The sequence below is a fragment of the Moorena sp. SIO1F2 genome (genome assembly GCF_010672755.1).
Classification (GTDB): Bacteria; Cyanobacteriota; Cyanobacteriia; order Cyanobacteriales; family Coleofasciculaceae; genus Moorena.
The window spans coordinates 1-15,056 of sequence record NZ_JAAHFV010000143.1 but is presented as its reverse complement, the minus strand read 5'-3'; the positions used below and the strand labels follow the sequence as shown (position 1 = coordinate 15,056).

Here is a 15,056-nt window from a genome sequence, read left to right as displayed (position 1 = left end):
CCTTCAACCTTCAACCAAATAACCTTCAACCTGTAACCTTGGCCTTTCGGCCACGCGCTTCGCAGCAAAGCGGGACGAAGTCCATCGCGTTAAACCTTTAACTAGTGAACTAGTGAACTAGCTCAACACCTATCTGACATCCACATGGGTAGTGGCTTCTCCCATGGACGAATCAACCCTGCTACTGGAATCAACACACGTTTAGAAGATTTTGTCAATACCCTAGCTAAATGTATTGACCGAGCCATTGCCGAACCTGTGGATTTAGTTCTTTTTGGCGGTGATGCCTTTCCCGATGCCACACCACCACCCTATGTTCAACAAGCCTTTGCCAATCAATTTCGCCGCTTAGTAGATGCAAACATTCCTACAGTTTTACTAGTAGGAAATCACGACCAACACTCCCAAGGACAAGGAGGTGCTAGCTTATGTATTTATCGCACCTTAGGCGTGCCTGGATTTGTAGTAGGGGATAGCATCGAAACTCATAAGATTCAAACCGACAATGGTTTGGTACAGGTAATTACTCTACCGTGGCTAACCAACTCCACCCTTCTCAGTCGCCCAGACACCGAAGGTCTAACCCTAGCCGAGGTTAACCAACTCCTGATCTCACGGCTTGAGCCAATCTTAGAAGCAGAAATTCGTCAACTTGACCCAAACCTGCCAACGGTCTTGTTAGGTCATTTAATGGCAGACCAAGCTAGATTTGGTGCAGAGCGCTTCCTCGCAGTTGGTAAAGGTTTTACTATTCCGCTCTCGCTGCTGACTCGACCCTGCTTTGATTATGTAGCTTTAGGACACATCCACCATCACCAGAATCTCAACCACTCCAATGACCCTCCAGTCATTTACCCTGGCAGCATTGAGCGGGTCGATTTCAGTGAAGAGAAGGAAGACAAAGGTTATGTCATGATTGAGCTGTCCAAAGGTCACGTTCAGTGGGAATTTTGTCCCTTGTCAGTACGACCCTTCCGTACCATTGAGGTCAACCTTGCTGAAGCAGATGATCCCCAAAGTACTTTACTAAACGCTATTGGTAACGAAACTATTAAAGACGCTATAGTCCGGCTGATTTACAAGCTACGTTCTGAGCAGCTCGACCTAATTGACAATACTGCCATACATGAATCCTTGAGGCCAGCCCACCACTATACCATTCGTCCAGAATTAGTCAGCCAGCTAGCTCGTCCCCGCTTGCCGGAACTGGGTATAGGTAACAGTATTGATCCCATGGATGCCTTATCTACATATCTAGAAAATCGGCAAGACCTCAGAGATATTGCTGGAGATATGCTAGAAGCTGCAGAATGCTTATTAGAAAAAAATCGGTAATTGGTAATTAGCTCTTCGCAGGAAAACTGCCACCAATGAAGTGAACATCACTGAAGGTTTCGTTCGCGTAGCGTGACCGTAGGTCAATCCACAGACGAGCGCCACAATCGAGTGGGTGATCTGGCTGATAGACAATCCGACATGGACCGAGGATTTCTACCTCGTTTCCGTTTAGATTGTTGCCGCTTCGTTTTACTGAAATCACTGGCTTCCGGTCTTTGGGACTTTTGTGCATATTCGAGCCAATGTGATTACGGTTGACATTGATCTTAGCTAGAGCAGGAGGACGATTTTTAAGCCATTTACCCTTTGGGCCACGTCTACCTTTGGTAATTTGAGGCAGATGAGTGAACTACCCCAACCTACTACGTAGAGGTTGGGGCTTCCAGTTTCACGGAAGAATGCCTTAACTTGGACGGGCGTCCACGTCTTGGTCTTACTTGTTCTCCACTGGCGTTGACCTCCCCCGTCCCAGAGGAGGATAGCATTCTGATACCTTCTGCTCTGATATTTTTTGCTGCATTACCATCCCTATCATGATGAGTCCCACAACTTGGGCAAATCCAAGCCCTTATATCTAGTGGCAACTCTTTTATTCGGTAATGACAATTAGAACATGTCTTGGAACTAGGGAACCATCGGTCTATCTCAACCAGTACTTTTCCCTCTTTTTCACATTTATAAGACAGGAAGTTTACAAAAGTCCCCCAGCTTAGATCAGATATTGCCTTAGCTAATTTATGGTTACGTTCGCGAAGCGTGCGCGTAGCGCACAGCATGCCCTTGACATTCAGGTTCTCAACTACTATTACTTGGTTGTCATCAACTATTTTTCTGGATAGTTTATGTAAGTAGTCTTGGCGGACATTTCCGATATGTTCATATACCTTAGCTACAATCTTTCTGGCTTTTTTACGTCCATTGCTTCCCTTTTTCTTTCGGGCGGCAATACGCTGTTTTTTGGCTAATTTTCGTTCGTATTTAGCTAGGTGTCTGGGATTACCAAACTTAGAGGTCTTTTTGCCATCGTAAGTGATCGCAAAATCCTTGATACCCAAATCAATGCCAATCACCTTCCCGTCGGTGGATGGCTTTATATCGTCCGACTCATACTCCATCAACACAGAAGCGTAATACTTACCAGATGGAGTTTTGCTAACTGTGACAGTTTTAATTTCCCCGTCTAGTTCTCTGTGAATTTTAGCCTTGATAACACCCAGTTTTCCGGGGAATTTTAAGCAGTAACCTACTTGTTTGACGTATTGTGGATACTGGATTGATTGGCGATGATGGAATGATTTGAACCTAGGATATTTAGCCCTGCCCTCAAAAAAGTTTTGATAGGCACGACTAAGGTTGAGACTTACAGATTGTAAAACCTGAGAATAACAGTCTTTTAGCCAAACAGTTTTTTCATCTTTTTTGAGTTTTGGCAACATAGAATTGAGCGCAGACCGAGACAACCCTTTGCCGGTTTCCTTGTAAGTCTCTATACACTGATTTAATGCATAGTTCCACCACCAACGAGCACAACCAAAATGTTGAGCAAGTATCTGAACTTGCTCCTGCGTGGGGTAAATTCTGACTTTTACGGCTTGATGGTTCACTGTCTTTGCACTCATCCATCGACCTTATATATCATAATATATACTTTGTGGTAAATTATCAAGTTCCGTTAATTCCTTGTTCGCGTAGCGTGGCCTACGGCCAGGGGTCTATCCACCCCCACCCTAAATAGGGATGGGGAATTTCGACCCCTCAAACTCCCCTATTCGTTAAAAAAAATTTTCCAATAAAACTAGTAAGTAGTCGGACAAAAGTTTTGGGTGCTGTATAAAGTTTTGTAAATATCGGCCAAACCTTTTGGGGTAATGGTTACAAGAATTTTACAGTTTTTGAGACAGTACCGTTTATTTATGTCCGACTACATATAACAGAAAAATTTGTGGAATGCCAAATCATGGGGTTATATTAATTAATGCATCAGCCCTCAGCACTCAGAAGATTCCCTGAATAACATTGAGTGTAATTAGGGCTATCATTAGACAAATCAGGTCAGTTGGAATAATTGGTTGGGACTTCCCTAATAGCTAAAAATGGCAATCAGTGCTACTGTAGGATGCCATACTGTTGCGCTAGTTATCCTACATGGTTGAATCAATACCTAAGAAAAACTACCGTGAAGATTCAGGGTCAGCCATCGTAGGCTTCACAGGTCAACAGTTTCAGCAACAGCTGCTTGACAAAACCTGAGTAGACATCTGTTCTAACTCCTGATTAACCTGATGGTTTGTGCAGCATAACTGGTAACGCTCCTAACACCTGATGCAATGACAGCACTGCCTATTCCCCACCAACCCTCAAGTTCAACCAATAGCACCAGCTCCTATGCTGCTGCTAAGAAAAACCCTGTGTCCACCCTCAAAGAACTGGTGGCACGTCTTTATCGAGAACAGCACAAGGTTCAAGATTTGTTAAGCTCATTGGGGTTTGCCTTACGCAGCTTCAACAATCTCAATCAGTTTTTAGAGTTAATTCCTCTAATGGCAGCACGGGTCAGTGATGCCGATGGGGGAGCTTTAATCTTGTTCAATCGAGATGGTCAGGTACAACGCTCTGACCTACACTACCAGAACCCTCAGGTGGGTCAGACTATTCGTAAAGCGATAGAAAAGACCACCCGCCAAGTTACGAGTCCTAATGGCCAAGGGGGGAATTCTCAGCACACACCAACCTCTTTGAAACTGGTTCAGGCATCCTTTGATAAACTCTTGAGGGATTATCTTGAACCCAATATCAAACTTTTTAGTCTTCCCATTCTGGTTAAAAATGCTGAACAAGGACATTTGTATATCTTTAGCCATGACCCACAATATAACTGGACACCGACACGACAGAAGTTGGTAAGGTTAGTGGCTGACCAAACTGCAGTAGCGATCGCTAATGATGAACTTAAAGTTGAGCTACGCCATAAAGAACGCTTAGATCGAGAGTTAGAAATTGGTGCCGATATCCAAATCCGCCTACTACCGCGCCAATGCCCTGAAATTGAAGGTGTGGAATTAGCGGCTTTCTGTAAAACCGCTAACCGTGTCGGAGGTGACTACTACGATTTCATTCCCACCAACTACGACCAGCTCGGACCCAAAAACTCCGGGGATGGTAACGTCACTGATGAGCACAGCGCTTATTTACCTTGGAGCATTGTGATTGGTGATGTGATGGGCAAAGGGGTTCCGGCTGGGTTGATTATGACCATGACCAGGGGAATGCTGCGGGCAGAAGTACTAAACGGTCACTCCCCTGCACGCATTCTCGAACACTTGAATCGGGTTATGTATGTTGACTTGGAAAATTCCCATCGGTTCGTTACCCTGTTTTATTCTGAGTACGACCCCAAAACCAAGATTTTGTCCTATAGTAATGCCGCTCACAATCCCCCGTTGTTGTGGCAGGCATCAACCCGTTCTATCAAACCCTTGGATACCGCAGGGATGCTGATTGGTTTAGAAGTTGATTCTCAATACGAAGACTCTCAAGTGCAGCTCGATTCAGGGGACACCATTATTTACTACACTGATGGGGTGACCGAGGCAGCCAATCTCAATGGCAATCGCTTTGATGAGGAAAATCTCACCCAAAGCTTCCAGTGGGCCTGTGAACATAGTCATAGTGCTCAGGAAATTTTAGATTACCTATTTGAGCAAGTTCAGCAGTTTACTGGTACAACAACTAACGGAGATGATATGACACTGGTCGTAATGCAGGTAAAATCAAGGTTTCACTAAAAGATTTAAGGTATAGGAAATCATAGCAATGGTGATTGTAGGCATACAAACAGTAATAGTTCCGTTCTTATGCATTAGCGATTGGACTGATGTCTTGGGATGGCTGAACTCTCAGTTACCCATCGATGGGCTAGTTTTGGCTCAAACTATTGAAGATCCAGATGTACTTGGTCAAATCAAGACGGCCTGGCAAAACTTTATTGATTCTGGTCAGGCTGCAGCGCTGGTGATTGGCTTAGTTGTTGGTTACTTATTCAGAAATCTAACTTCGTTTAACTAAGGGAGTTGCGTGTAAAAAAAATACCAATTAAAGTAGGGTGGGCAAAGTTATAGCAGTCGAAGGAAAGCTTAAGACATATTTCTACTCCCTGCTCCCTACTCCCTGCTCCCTTTCAATCCAAATACTCTGTCCTAAACTATACTTCGGTTGCTATATCTTATCTAGAAGACTCATTTGAACCAAAATGTTTTTGCCCACCCTACAAGCTAAATCTAACTTCGTTTAACTCGTCTTTTGTCCTTTATCTTGTTTCCAAAACTGTGACTGAGCAAAAAACCTGGAGTCAGCGATTTGAATCAGCGTTACATCCAGCAATTGCTTGCTTCAATGCCAGTATCGGCTTTGATATAGAACTGATTGAGTATGACATTACTGGTTCTGTGGCTCATGCCAAGATGCTTGCCCATACTGGCATTATTTCTGAGTCGGAAGCTCAGCAGCTAGTAGCTGGCTTAGAACAAATCCGCTCAGAATACCACCAAGGAAAATTTAACCCTGGTGTTGATGCGGAGGATGTACACTTAGCTGTAGAACGCCGCCTTACTGATATTGTGGGTGATGTTGGCAAGAAGCTACATACAGCGCGATCGCGTAATGACCAAGTTGGTACGGATACCCGACTCTACCTCCGGGAGCAGATTGATCAGATTCGTAGCCAGTTACGTCACTTCCAAGAGGTCTTGCTCAATCTTGCCAAAGCTCATGTTGAAACCCTGATTCCTGGCTATACTCACCTGCAACGGGCTCAGCCAGTCAGTTTAGCCCATCACCTGTTAGCTTACGTAGAAATGCTAGAGCGGGACTGGCAGCGTTTAGGGGAAATCCGACGGCGGGTGAATATCTCACCCCTCGGTTGTGGAGCCTTAGCAGGGACTACCTTCCCCATTGACCGACATCATACCGCAGAAACCTTGCATTTTGAAGGAATTTATGGTAATAGCCTCGATGGAGTAAGCGATCGCGACTTTGCCATTGAATTCCTCTGTGCTGCCAGTTTGATCATGGTACATCTGAGCCGATTGTCAGAGGAAATCATTCTCTGGTCATCTCAGGAATTTGGCTTTGTTACTCTCCTGGATAGTTGTGCTACTGGTTCTAGCATCATGCCCCAAAAGAAAAATCCTGATGTTCCCGAACTGGTACGAGGTAAGACTGGTCGTGTCTTTGGTCATCTACAAGGGTTGTTAGTTTTGATGAAAGGGCTACCTTTGGCTTACAACAAAGACTTGCAAGAAGACAAAGAAGCACTGTTTGATAGCGTTAACACTATCAAAGCCTGTATGGAAGCCATGACCATTCTCTGGCAGGAAGGGTTAGAATTTCGTACCGAACGTTTAGCATCAGCAGTTACTGAAGATTTCTCTAACGCTACCGATGTCGCTGACTATTTAGCCTCAAAAGGGGTTCCGTTTCGGGAAGCCTACAATCTGGTGGGTAAGGTGGTCAGAGGTTGTTTGGGATCCGGGAAGTTACTGAAGGATTTGAGCCTCGAACAGTGGCAAGCGTTGCATCCAGCCTTTGCAGAGGATATTTATCAAGCCATTGCCCCTACTCAAGTAGTAGCTCGTCGGAATAGTTATGGTGGCACTGGTTTTGACCAGGTTAGGCGAGGGATTCAGGATGCATGCGATCGCCTAATTTCTAATAATGATTGATCGCTAATTTATCTCTAATCTTAGATCTTGTCGTTCGCTAGCCAACGCCCTTCGGGCTAATCGCGTAGCGTGACCGTAGGTCAATCTTGCACCAGTACAAAACTACTTAATAATAGGGAAGTTAGGAGCGGGAAACTTCGGATCAGAAGTAAGATTTTTTAGTTAGTTTTTGGCTTAAAACATACTTTGACTTTTGTTTATTCCAATAACATAACCGATACTTTTTAGCTACCAAAGTCTACCAAGATAAACTTTAGCCCGCCAATGCAAGATGCTTTCACATCCAGGGGGTATCTCCGCTCTGACGGAATATCCCGCGAGCGCCATAAAAATGTCAACATATTTGGTTCCACCGGGATTACAGCGCAACTATTAAACCCTTGGTTTTCGGCTTTAATTTAAGTTACATAATAATCCCTGTCGGTGTTACCCTAATTTAAGTCTAACAAATAATAAGAGTTTTTGGTAGACTCTGCGACATTTTCTCTAGCTGTTTACTAACCTTGACTTATTCTGATTCGAAGCTCCTGACTCGATACTCCTAAATTTTCTAAATCGACTTTCTACATCGACAGTCGTTAATCAACTCGGGTAGCTACCTCATCGGATGTAAGGAGTCAGTTATCAGCTGACTCCTTACATCGCACCAGTACCACCTTGGTAATTATCCTGGTTAGTTTCTGTTGTTGTTTCCTCCGACTTAGGAGGTTTGCTACCGTACCGTCTATTTTTGGAAAAACGGCCCGTATTACGCTTGGATTTCCGAAACTTACGGGCGTAAGCTTGATTCCGCTGCGCCTTTTCCTTTTTTAGATTGCGGCGCTTTGCCATGTCTACCTCATTGATAAAAAAACAAAAACACTATCAAACCCAAGTCTTACAATAAATTCAGCTTGGTTTATTTAAGTTACCCATGTGACCCAAGGGAAAGTCAAATAGTTATTTGACCACACCAGACTTCTTGATTGTCCTCGAAGCCTACTGTTTCTAGAACTGACTGCGACTACGATTTCCTCGATTGTTGTCGTTGTCGTTAGTCTTTGGTCTAGCTTTACGGACGCGCATATAACGTCCCATCCATTGTGCACCATCTAGCTCAGCAATAGCCGAATCTTCCTCATCCGGTGTCCCCATATCAACAAAAGCGAATCCACGCCCTTGACCGGTTTCCCTATCTTTAGGAACTGCTACTTTTGATACTGTACCATAATCCTCAAATACTTCCTGTAGGTTTTGAGAGGTAACCTGATAATCTAGGTTGCCAATGTATATAGTCATTTAGAGTTGTCCATCTGATCGAACATGTTCAGATGAAGGTCGGTGAGAGGGCGAAGCACTGGTGCATATCTACCCTGGTTATTACAGCGATGCAGCACCTTCATCAGGGGGTTTCCGACCCTCGCGCTTTGCATCAAGACAGATATTTAAACACAAGTGCTTTGCCTGTGAACCGGTCAGGTATTCCTTAGGCTCCTAGCTGTTAACTACTCAGACGTTCAACGTTGAATTGCATCACAATGGACTTTTCAATCACTGACGTTACCGAACTTGCATCCATAATGTCTATCATAGCAGTCAGTAAAAGCAACACACACACTCAACAGCCCTATCATCACATGAGAAGATTATGGCAATTTGTCCAAACCGTTATCGGGATTATATTTCGACATCCTATTACCGGTACGAGCATCATTCCACTCTTGCCGGATGGGCGAATTGTGCTAGTTCGACGTCGTGACAATGGTAAGTGGGCTCTACCAGGAGGGATGGTTAACTGGGGTCAAGATATTCCAACGACTATCGAACGGGAATTATTCGAGGAAACTGGACTTGAGTTGCTCAAGATTCGCCAGTTAGTTGGGGTTTACTCAGCACCAGGAAGAGACCCCAGAGTCCATTCTATCTGTATTCTGGTAGAAGCCGATGTCAACGGAACTATGGAGGTACAGGACGTATTGGAAATTAGTGAAGTCAAGGCGTTTGATCCCGAAGCTATCCCTAAGGGAAACCTCAGCCATGACCATGACCGCCAGTTACAGGACTATTTTGAGGGTAATATCACTGTTGCTTAATTCCCCATTCCCCACAACAGTTACCGCAGCAACTAACTACCAACCACTGACAACATTCCCCAAAAGATTAAGTAAGGATCAACAATAATCTGAGCCGCTATTCCAGGAAATTGGGATTGGAGATAAGTAACTAACTGCTCAGAGTCACCACCAGTCAGAGCAATCAGGCTCTTGGGAAACTGCCTTTGCCAATCCTCAATAAAATCCCGGATACTAGCCAATACTGTATAGACAACACCACTTGCTATTGCCTCTGATGTCTCCAGTGACCAACGCTTTGGTAACTGAGCTGGTAGTTCAATCGCAGGTAATGCTCCAGTTTTTTGTGCTAGAGACTGTAACTGTAATCCCAATCCTGGTAAGATAGCTCCTCCGATTAGCTGTAGGTTTTGGTTAGCCCCAGTAAAGGTTAGAGCAGTACCAGCATCAATAACTAAAACTGGATAACTATACCTATTACCAGCACCAAATACGGCCAAGGCGCGGTCAATGCCTAGGGTGGGATATAGTCCGCAAAGGGGTAAATCTGCCAGGGTCACTACTGTAGTATCGGAATAGTTTTGCCAGAGTGCTGTTTGGGCAGGTACTACTGAAGCGATGTAAAGGGGTAATGGCTTGGATGGGTCTGTCCCCTGAGCTGCTAACTGGGGTGGGAAAATTTCCGCTGAGATTACATTAGACCTCCAGTCCTTGATTAACTGCTCTACAGCTGCTGGGGTTAGATGGTTGGTATCCCAGGCTTTTTTCAGGGTGTTATCCACAAACCAAGCCCAATGTAGCCGGGAATTGCCAATCACTAATCCTAAAAAGCTGTTTGCCTTAGTTGTCATATAGCAGTTATCAATTCGGTGAAGTACAAATTACTGGGTTAATGGGAGTCGGGAGTCGGGAGTCGGGGAAATAAATTTGCCTTTTGCCTTTTTCTTTGCCTAATCGATTCTAGATTTCTTTTTTTGGGAAGACTAGTCACAGTGGGAAAAAATCCCTGTTCCGGAAGAGAAAACGGTCAAGTCATCATTGACGTTATCCCTGAACTAGAACGAATCATTGGCAAACAGTCTCCTGTGCCAGAACTATCAGCTGGTGCAGCACAAAATCGTTTTAATCGACTGTTCCAGAAATTCATCCAAGTCTTCACTACTGCTGAGCATCCCTAAAGCATTGACCATGAATAGCTGATAGCTGGCAAGGGTAGCATGAGCCTAGGGCGTTAGCTATCAGCTATTGGTAGTGACTGAACCATAATAAATCCTAAATCAGAGCAATAGCATATCCTAATCCAGCTTTCGCAAATATTTGTGTAAAAATAAAGAAAAGTTACATAACTTAAAAATAGCGGATAAAGGAGTAAAGGGATGGTAGTACTCACTGACCGGGTTCAAAAGCGGCTAACCATAGAGACTAGCGAGATTGCTCCAGATACCACAACTATTCGTTCTTTGGATTGGGATCGCGATCGCTTCGACATCGAATTTGGACTACAAAACGGCACCACGTACAACTCGTATCTGATTCGGGGCGAGAAAATTGCCTTGGTCGATACGTCCCATGAAAAATTCCGCCAGCTATATTTAGATACTCTAACCGGACTAATTAACCCTACCGATATTGATTACTTAATTATCAGCCATACCGAACCAGACCACAGTGGGTTAGTTAAAGATATCCTTGCACTGGCTCCAGATATTACTGTGGTTGGTTCAAAAGTGGCGATTCAGTTTCTGGAAGACTTTGTACACCAACCGTTTCAGCGGCAAATTGTCAAAAGTGGTAATCAGCTGGATTTGGGCAATGGGCATATCCTGGATTTTGTTAATGCCCCTAATCTCCATTGGCCCGACACCATGCTCACTTACGATGCCGGGACTAAGGTGCTGTATACTTGTGATGTATTTGGCATGCACTATTGCTCTGCTAGCACCTATGATGACAACCTCAGCGCTATCGAAGCAGATTATCGATTTTACTACGAATGCCTGATGGCTCCCAACGCCCGTTCAGTGCTATCTGCTCTCAAGCGGATGGACAAGTTGGGAGAGGTGACTACTGTTGCTAATGGTCATGGTCCTCTACTGCGCCACAATGTAGAACAACTGGTAGGAAATTACCGCGACTGGAGTCAAGCTAAGGCCAAGGCAGAAAAATCGGTTGTTGTGTTTTATGTCTCAGATTATGGCTATAGCGATCGCATTTCTCAAGCCATAGCCCTAGGCATTACCAAAACTGAGATTGCTGTGGAGATGATGGACCTCAAATCCGCTGACCCCCAAGAGGTTCAAGAAGCTGTTAACCGTGCTGCTGGCATAGTGATTGGCATGCCTCCAACCACAAACAGCACCACTACAGCAGCAGTTAGCACGGTACTTGCTGCGGTCAAATCCAAGCAATCCGTTGGTCTGTTTGAATCCTATGGCGAAGATGACGAACCGATTGACCCCCTACGCAGTCAATTTAGAAGCCTAGGACTCAAAGAAGCCTTTCCTGCGATTCGGATCAAAGACACTCCTAGTGAAACCATTTACAAGCTTTGTGAAGAAGCTGGTACTGACATGGGGCAATGGCTGAGTCGCGATCGCTTGATCAAGAACATGAAATCCCTAGATACAGACCTAGACAAAGCCCTAGGTCGTCTCAGTGGTGGATTGTACATCATCACCGCTAAGAAAGGGGATGTCAAGAGTGCCATGTTAGCCTCTTGGGTGAGCCAAGCTAGCTTCGAGCCTCTCGGTTTCACTATTGCTGTAGCCAAAGACCGGGCGATTGAATCCTTGATGCAAGTGGGAGACCGCTTTGTACTCAATGTACTCGAAGAAGGCAACTACCAAGATTTAATGAAACACTTCCTCAAGCGCTTCAAACCTGGTGCTGACCGCTTTGCAGGGGTGAATACACAAACAGCACAAAACGGTTCCCCGATTCTGAGCGATGCCCTAGCCTATCTAGAGTGTAAAGTTACTACCCGTATGGAGTGTAGTGATCATTGGATTGTTTACTCTACCGTTGAGACCGGACGGGTTTCTAAGCCAGAGTCTCTGACTGCTATCCACCATCGGAAAGTGGGAAATCATTACTAAACATTAGGTTAATTGGTTGAATTGTTGAAGGTTGGTTTGTTGAAGGTTGAAGGTTGTTCGCGTAGCGTGGCCGAAAGGCCAAGGTTGAAGGTTGTTCGCGTAGCGTGGCCGAAAGGCCAAGGTGGGATTGTTGAAGGTTGTTCGCGTAGCGTGGCCGAAAGGCCAAGGTGGGTTTGTTGAAGGTTGTTCGCGTAGCGTGGCCGAAAGGCCAAGGTGGGATTGTTGAAGGTGGGATTGTTGAAGGTTGAATTGTTGAAGGTTGAATTGTTGAAGGTTGTTCGCGTAGCGTGGCCGAAAGGCCAAGGTGGGATTGTTGAAGGTTGTTCGCGTAGCGTGGCCGAAAGGCCAAGGTGGGTTTGTTGAAGGTTGTTCGCGTAGCGTGGCCGAAAGGCCAAGGTGGGATTGTTGAAGGTTAAAGGTTGAATTGTTGAAGGTTGATTGGTTGAAGGTTGAAGGTTGTTCGCGTAGCGTGGCCGAAAGGCCAAGGTTGAATTGTTGAAGGTTGATTGGTTGAAGGTTGAAGGTTGTTTTGATAAGAATATAACCGATTAACTTGAAACCGATTAACTTGAAACCGATTAACCCTAAACCGATTAACCTTAAACATTAAACAAAATAACCTGTCACCTTAAACCAAATAACCTTCAATCAAATAACCTGTCACCTTCAATCAAATAACCTTGGCCTTTCGGCTACGCTACGCGAACAACCTTCAAGCAAATAACCTTCAAGCAAATAACCTTCAAGCAAATAACCTTAAACAAAATAACCTTCAACCTTAAACAAAATAACCTTCAACCTTAAACCAAATAACCTTCAACCTTAAACCAAATAACCTTCAACAAAATAACCTTAAACAAAATAACCTGAACCCATGAACAATACAAAACCCCGTGACGTCCAACCCCTGCATATTGCGACCGATACGATCATATTGCGATCGCGTACTTGGGACCGGCTCAAATTTGAAATCGAATATGCCTTGCAACGAGGCACCACTGCTAATTCTTTTCTAATTCGAGCTGATAAAATCGCCCTATTTGATCCACCAGGAGAATCCTTTACAGAGGTGTTTCTAAAAGCATTACAAGAACGCCTTGACCCGAAGCTGATCGATTACGTCATCCTCGGTCACCTCAATCCCAATCGCCTGGTTACTCTGAATGCTCTGCTCAAACTTGCTCCTGAGATTACCTTTGTTTGCTCCAATCCTGGTGCTAAATCTTTGCGTACTCTGTTTGAGAAACTAGAGGATAAAGCTATTCCAGAACAGGAGCTCAAAATCCTGGTGATGAAAGGGGATGATACTCTCGATTTAGGTGAAGGTCACATCCTAGATTTTATCCCTACCCCTAATCCCCGTTTCCCTGATCAGCTTTGTACCTACGATCCTAAAACTCAAATCCTATTTACAGATAAATTATTTGGTGCTCATGTCTGTGGAGACCAGGTAATGGATGAAGGTTGGAAGGTTTATAACGAAGACCGACGCTATTATTTTGATTGCCTGATGGCACCCCACGCCCGACAGGTGGAAACAGCTTTAGCTAAATTAGCAGACTTTGATGCTAAGCTTTATGCTACCGGTCACGGACCCTTGGTGCGCTATGGCTTTCAAGAACTAACTGAGTCCTATGGGAAATGGAGTAAGCAACAACAAGCTCAAGAGGCCAATGTTGCCCTAATTTATGCCTCAGCTTACGGCAATACTGGAGCGATTGCCCAAGCGATCGCACGAGGTATCACTAAAGCTGGTGTATCGGTAGAATCCCTGAACTGTGAAGCAGCTGAACCGGAAGAGATTGGAGCTGCTGTCGAGAAAGCAGACGGATTTATCATGGGTTCTCCTACCCTAGGAGGTCACGCACCAACCCAGGTTCAAACCGCTTTGGGTATGGTTTTATCTAGCGCTACGAAAACTAAGCTAGCGGGTGTTTTTGGTTCCTATGGCTGGAGTGGGGAAGCCATTGACCTATTAGAAAATAAGTTCCGGGATGCGGGTTACAAGTTTGGCTTTGAGACGATTCGGGTGAAATTTAAGCCTACAGACAAAGACCTCAAATACTGTGAAGAAGCTGGTACAGATTTTGCTCAAGCCCTGAAAAAAGCCAAAAAAGCCCGGAAACCTAAGCAACCTGCTGGTGAGTCTTCTGCTGCCCGCACTGAGCAAGCGGTGGGACGGTTGATTGGTTCGTTGTGTGTTGTGACTACTAAACAACAAGACCTGACCGGAGCGATGCTAGCTTCCTGGGTATCTCAAGCTACCTTTACCCCTCCAGGATTAACCGTAGCGGTAGCTAAAGAACGAGCCATTGAGTCTTTGATGCACAGTGGGGATAACTTTGTATTGAATGTGTTAGAAGATGGGAAACATTTACCCTTGATGAAGCAGTTTATCAAACCCTTTGGCCCTGGTGAAGAACGATTTGGTGGGATAAAGATCGAAGAAGCAGAAAATGGTTGTCCAATTATAAGTGATGCCCTAGCTTATTTGGAATGTACTGTAGAAAATCGGATGGAATGTGGTGACCACTGGCTAGTTTATGGGGTAGTTAAAAATGGGAAGGTGCTATCTGATGGAGTAACTGCCCTGCATCATCGTAAGTCGGGAACCTATTATTAGGTTTAATCCAGAAGTATTGAACATTCTAAATATTCAATACTTCTGGATAATTCGCTCCAAGTGATCGAAAAATTGTCTTGATTAGTTCTGAAAAAAAAATTGCAAAACCCAGACTATATAAGGATTATAGTTGAGCTTGTCCGCCATCAACACTGGGAGTAGTTTCAACTAGCTGTTATAATATTTCGGTAGCCAAGGACTAATCACAATGAAGTCTAAACTCAAATAA

General features: G+C 44.6%; 14 protein-coding genes and 1 pseudogene. 8 read left to right on the top strand and 7 right to left on the bottom strand.

What is annotated here, in order from left to right:
- Positions 1–138 precede the first annotated feature (138 nt).
- Positions 139–1,335 (top strand): exonuclease subunit SbcD, encoded by a 1,197-nt coding sequence (gene sbcD / locus F6J94_RS17680; RefSeq protein ID WP_293042837.1) that lies wholly within the window; start codon positions 139–141, stop codon positions 1,333–1,335.
- A 7-nt stretch (positions 1,336–1,342) separates the two neighbouring features.
- Here the strand turns inward: sbcD and F6J94_RS17675 are convergent.
- Positions 1,343–1,687 (bottom strand): annotated as a pseudogene (locus F6J94_RS17675) (DNA-binding protein); the annotation flags it as partial.
- A 13-nt stretch (positions 1,688–1,700) separates the two neighbouring features.
- Positions 1,701–2,942: an RNA-guided endonuclease TnpB family protein gene (locus F6J94_RS17670; RefSeq protein ID WP_293042831.1), complete on the bottom strand. Its 1,242-nt coding sequence runs from the start codon at positions 2,940–2,942 to the stop codon at positions 1,701–1,703.
- Positions 2,943–3,665: 723 nt separating this feature from the next.
- Here F6J94_RS17670 and F6J94_RS17665 point away from each other — a divergent pair.
- The 3 genes from F6J94_RS17665 (at position 3,666) to argH (ending at position 7,058) form a co-directional block, all read left to right on the top strand.
- Positions 3,666–5,123, top strand: a complete 1,458-nt coding sequence (locus F6J94_RS17665) for a GAF domain-containing SpoIIE family protein phosphatase (RefSeq protein ID WP_293042826.1) — start codon at positions 3,666–3,668, stop codon at positions 5,121–5,123.
- Between the two features lie 28 nt (positions 5,124–5,151).
- Positions 5,152–5,403 carry a hypothetical protein gene (locus F6J94_RS17660; protein WP_293022083.1) on the top strand — a complete coding sequence of 84 codons (252 nt, stop codon included), beginning with the start codon at positions 5,152–5,154 and terminating at the stop codon, positions 5,401–5,403.
- A gap of 260 nt (positions 5,404–5,663) precedes the next feature.
- The gene (argH, locus tag F6J94_RS17655; protein ID WP_293042823.1) at positions 5,664–7,058 is read left to right on the top strand and encodes an argininosuccinate lyase; all 1,395 of its coding nucleotides are present in this window, start codon (positions 5,664–5,666) and stop codon (positions 7,056–7,058) included.
- A gap of 636 nt (positions 7,059–7,694) precedes the next feature.
- Here argH and F6J94_RS17650 read toward each other — a convergent pair.
- Both F6J94_RS17650 and F6J94_RS17645 read right to left on the bottom strand, forming a co-directional pair.
- Positions 7,695–7,889, bottom strand: coding sequence for a hypothetical protein (locus F6J94_RS17650; protein ID WP_293042819.1), 195 nt, complete (start codon positions 7,887–7,889; stop codon positions 7,695–7,697).
- Positions 7,890–8,045: 156 nt separating this feature from the next.
- Positions 8,046–8,336: an RNA-binding protein gene (locus F6J94_RS17645; protein ID WP_293022087.1), complete on the bottom strand. Its 291-nt coding sequence runs from the start codon at positions 8,334–8,336 to the stop codon at positions 8,046–8,048.
- A gap of 338 nt (positions 8,337–8,674) precedes the next feature.
- On the opposite strand from F6J94_RS17645, the gene F6J94_RS17640 reads away from it, so the two are divergent.
- The gene (locus F6J94_RS17640) at positions 8,675–9,130 is read left to right on the top strand and encodes an NUDIX hydrolase (protein WP_293042828.1); all 456 of its coding nucleotides are present in this window, start codon (positions 8,675–8,677) and stop codon (positions 9,128–9,130) included.
- Between the two features lie 32 nt (positions 9,131–9,162).
- Here the strand turns inward: F6J94_RS17640 and F6J94_RS17635 are convergent, their stop codons facing one another.
- Entirely contained in the window at positions 9,163–9,960 is a 798-nt protein-coding gene (locus F6J94_RS17635; protein ID WP_293042813.1) for a pantothenate kinase, read from the bottom strand.
- Between the two features lie 123 nt (positions 9,961–10,083).
- On the opposite strand from F6J94_RS17635, the gene F6J94_RS17630 reads away from it, so the two are divergent.
- Complete coding sequence (locus F6J94_RS17630) at positions 10,084–10,287, top strand: hypothetical protein (protein ID WP_293042808.1); 204 nt, start codon at positions 10,084–10,086, stop codon at positions 10,285–10,287.
- Positions 10,288–10,485: 198 nt separating this feature from the next.
- Positions 10,486–12,204 (top strand): diflavin flavoprotein, encoded by a 1,719-nt coding sequence (locus F6J94_RS17625; protein ID WP_293042804.1) that lies wholly within the window; start codon positions 10,486–10,488, stop codon positions 12,202–12,204.
- 8 nt (positions 12,205–12,212) lie between these two features.
- Here F6J94_RS17625 and F6J94_RS17620 read toward each other — a convergent pair whose 3' ends face one another.
- Together F6J94_RS17620 and F6J94_RS17615 are read right to left on the bottom strand one after the other, a co-directional pair.
- Positions 12,213–12,689, bottom strand: coding sequence for a hypothetical protein (locus F6J94_RS17620; RefSeq protein ID WP_293042802.1), 477 nt, complete (start codon positions 12,687–12,689; stop codon positions 12,213–12,215).
- Complete coding sequence (locus F6J94_RS17615) at positions 12,617–12,811, bottom strand: hypothetical protein (protein WP_293042800.1); 195 nt, start codon at positions 12,809–12,811, stop codon at positions 12,617–12,619. The genes F6J94_RS17620 and F6J94_RS17615 overlap by 73 nt, the downstream gene beginning before the upstream one ends.
- Positions 12,812–13,078: 267 nt before the next feature.
- Between F6J94_RS17615 and F6J94_RS17610 the strand changes: the two genes are divergently transcribed.
- Complete coding sequence (locus F6J94_RS17610) at positions 13,079–14,827, top strand: diflavin flavoprotein (RefSeq protein ID WP_293042798.1); 1,749 nt, start codon at positions 13,079–13,081, stop codon at positions 14,825–14,827.
- The last annotated feature ends 229 nt before the right edge of the window (positions 14,828–15,056 follow it).

Excerpts from the sequence above, each read along its gene's own strand:
- F6J94_RS17665 (WP_293042826.1), top strand. The coding sequence starts at position 3,666 with ATGACAGCACTGCCTATTCCCCACCAACCCTCAAGTTCAACCAATAGC.
- F6J94_RS17660 (WP_293022083.1), top strand. The coding sequence starts at position 5,152 with ATGGTGATTGTAGGCATACAAACAGTAATAGTTCCGTTCTTATGCATT.
- F6J94_RS17650 (WP_293042819.1), bottom strand. The coding sequence starts at position 7,889 with ATGGCAAAGCGCCGCAATCTAAAAAAGGAAAAGGCGCAGCGGAATCAA.
- F6J94_RS17645 (WP_293022087.1), bottom strand. The coding sequence starts at position 8,336 with ATGACTATATACATTGGCAACCTAGATTATCAGGTTACCTCTCAAAAC.
- F6J94_RS17640 (WP_293042828.1), top strand. The coding sequence starts at position 8,675 with ATGAGAAGATTATGGCAATTTGTCCAAACCGTTATCGGGATTATATTT.
- F6J94_RS17635 (WP_293042813.1), bottom strand. The coding sequence starts at position 9,960 with ATGACAACTAAGGCAAACAGCTTTTTAGGATTAGTGATTGGCAATTCC.
- F6J94_RS17625 (WP_293042804.1), top strand. The coding sequence starts at position 10,486 with ATGGTAGTACTCACTGACCGGGTTCAAAAGCGGCTAACCATAGAGACT.
- F6J94_RS17615 (WP_293042800.1), bottom strand. The coding sequence starts at position 12,811 with ATGTTTAAGGTTAATCGGTTTAGGGTTAATCGGTTTCAAGTTAATCGG.
- F6J94_RS17610 (WP_293042798.1), top strand. The coding sequence starts at position 13,079 with ATGAACAATACAAAACCCCGTGACGTCCAACCCCTGCATATTGCGACC.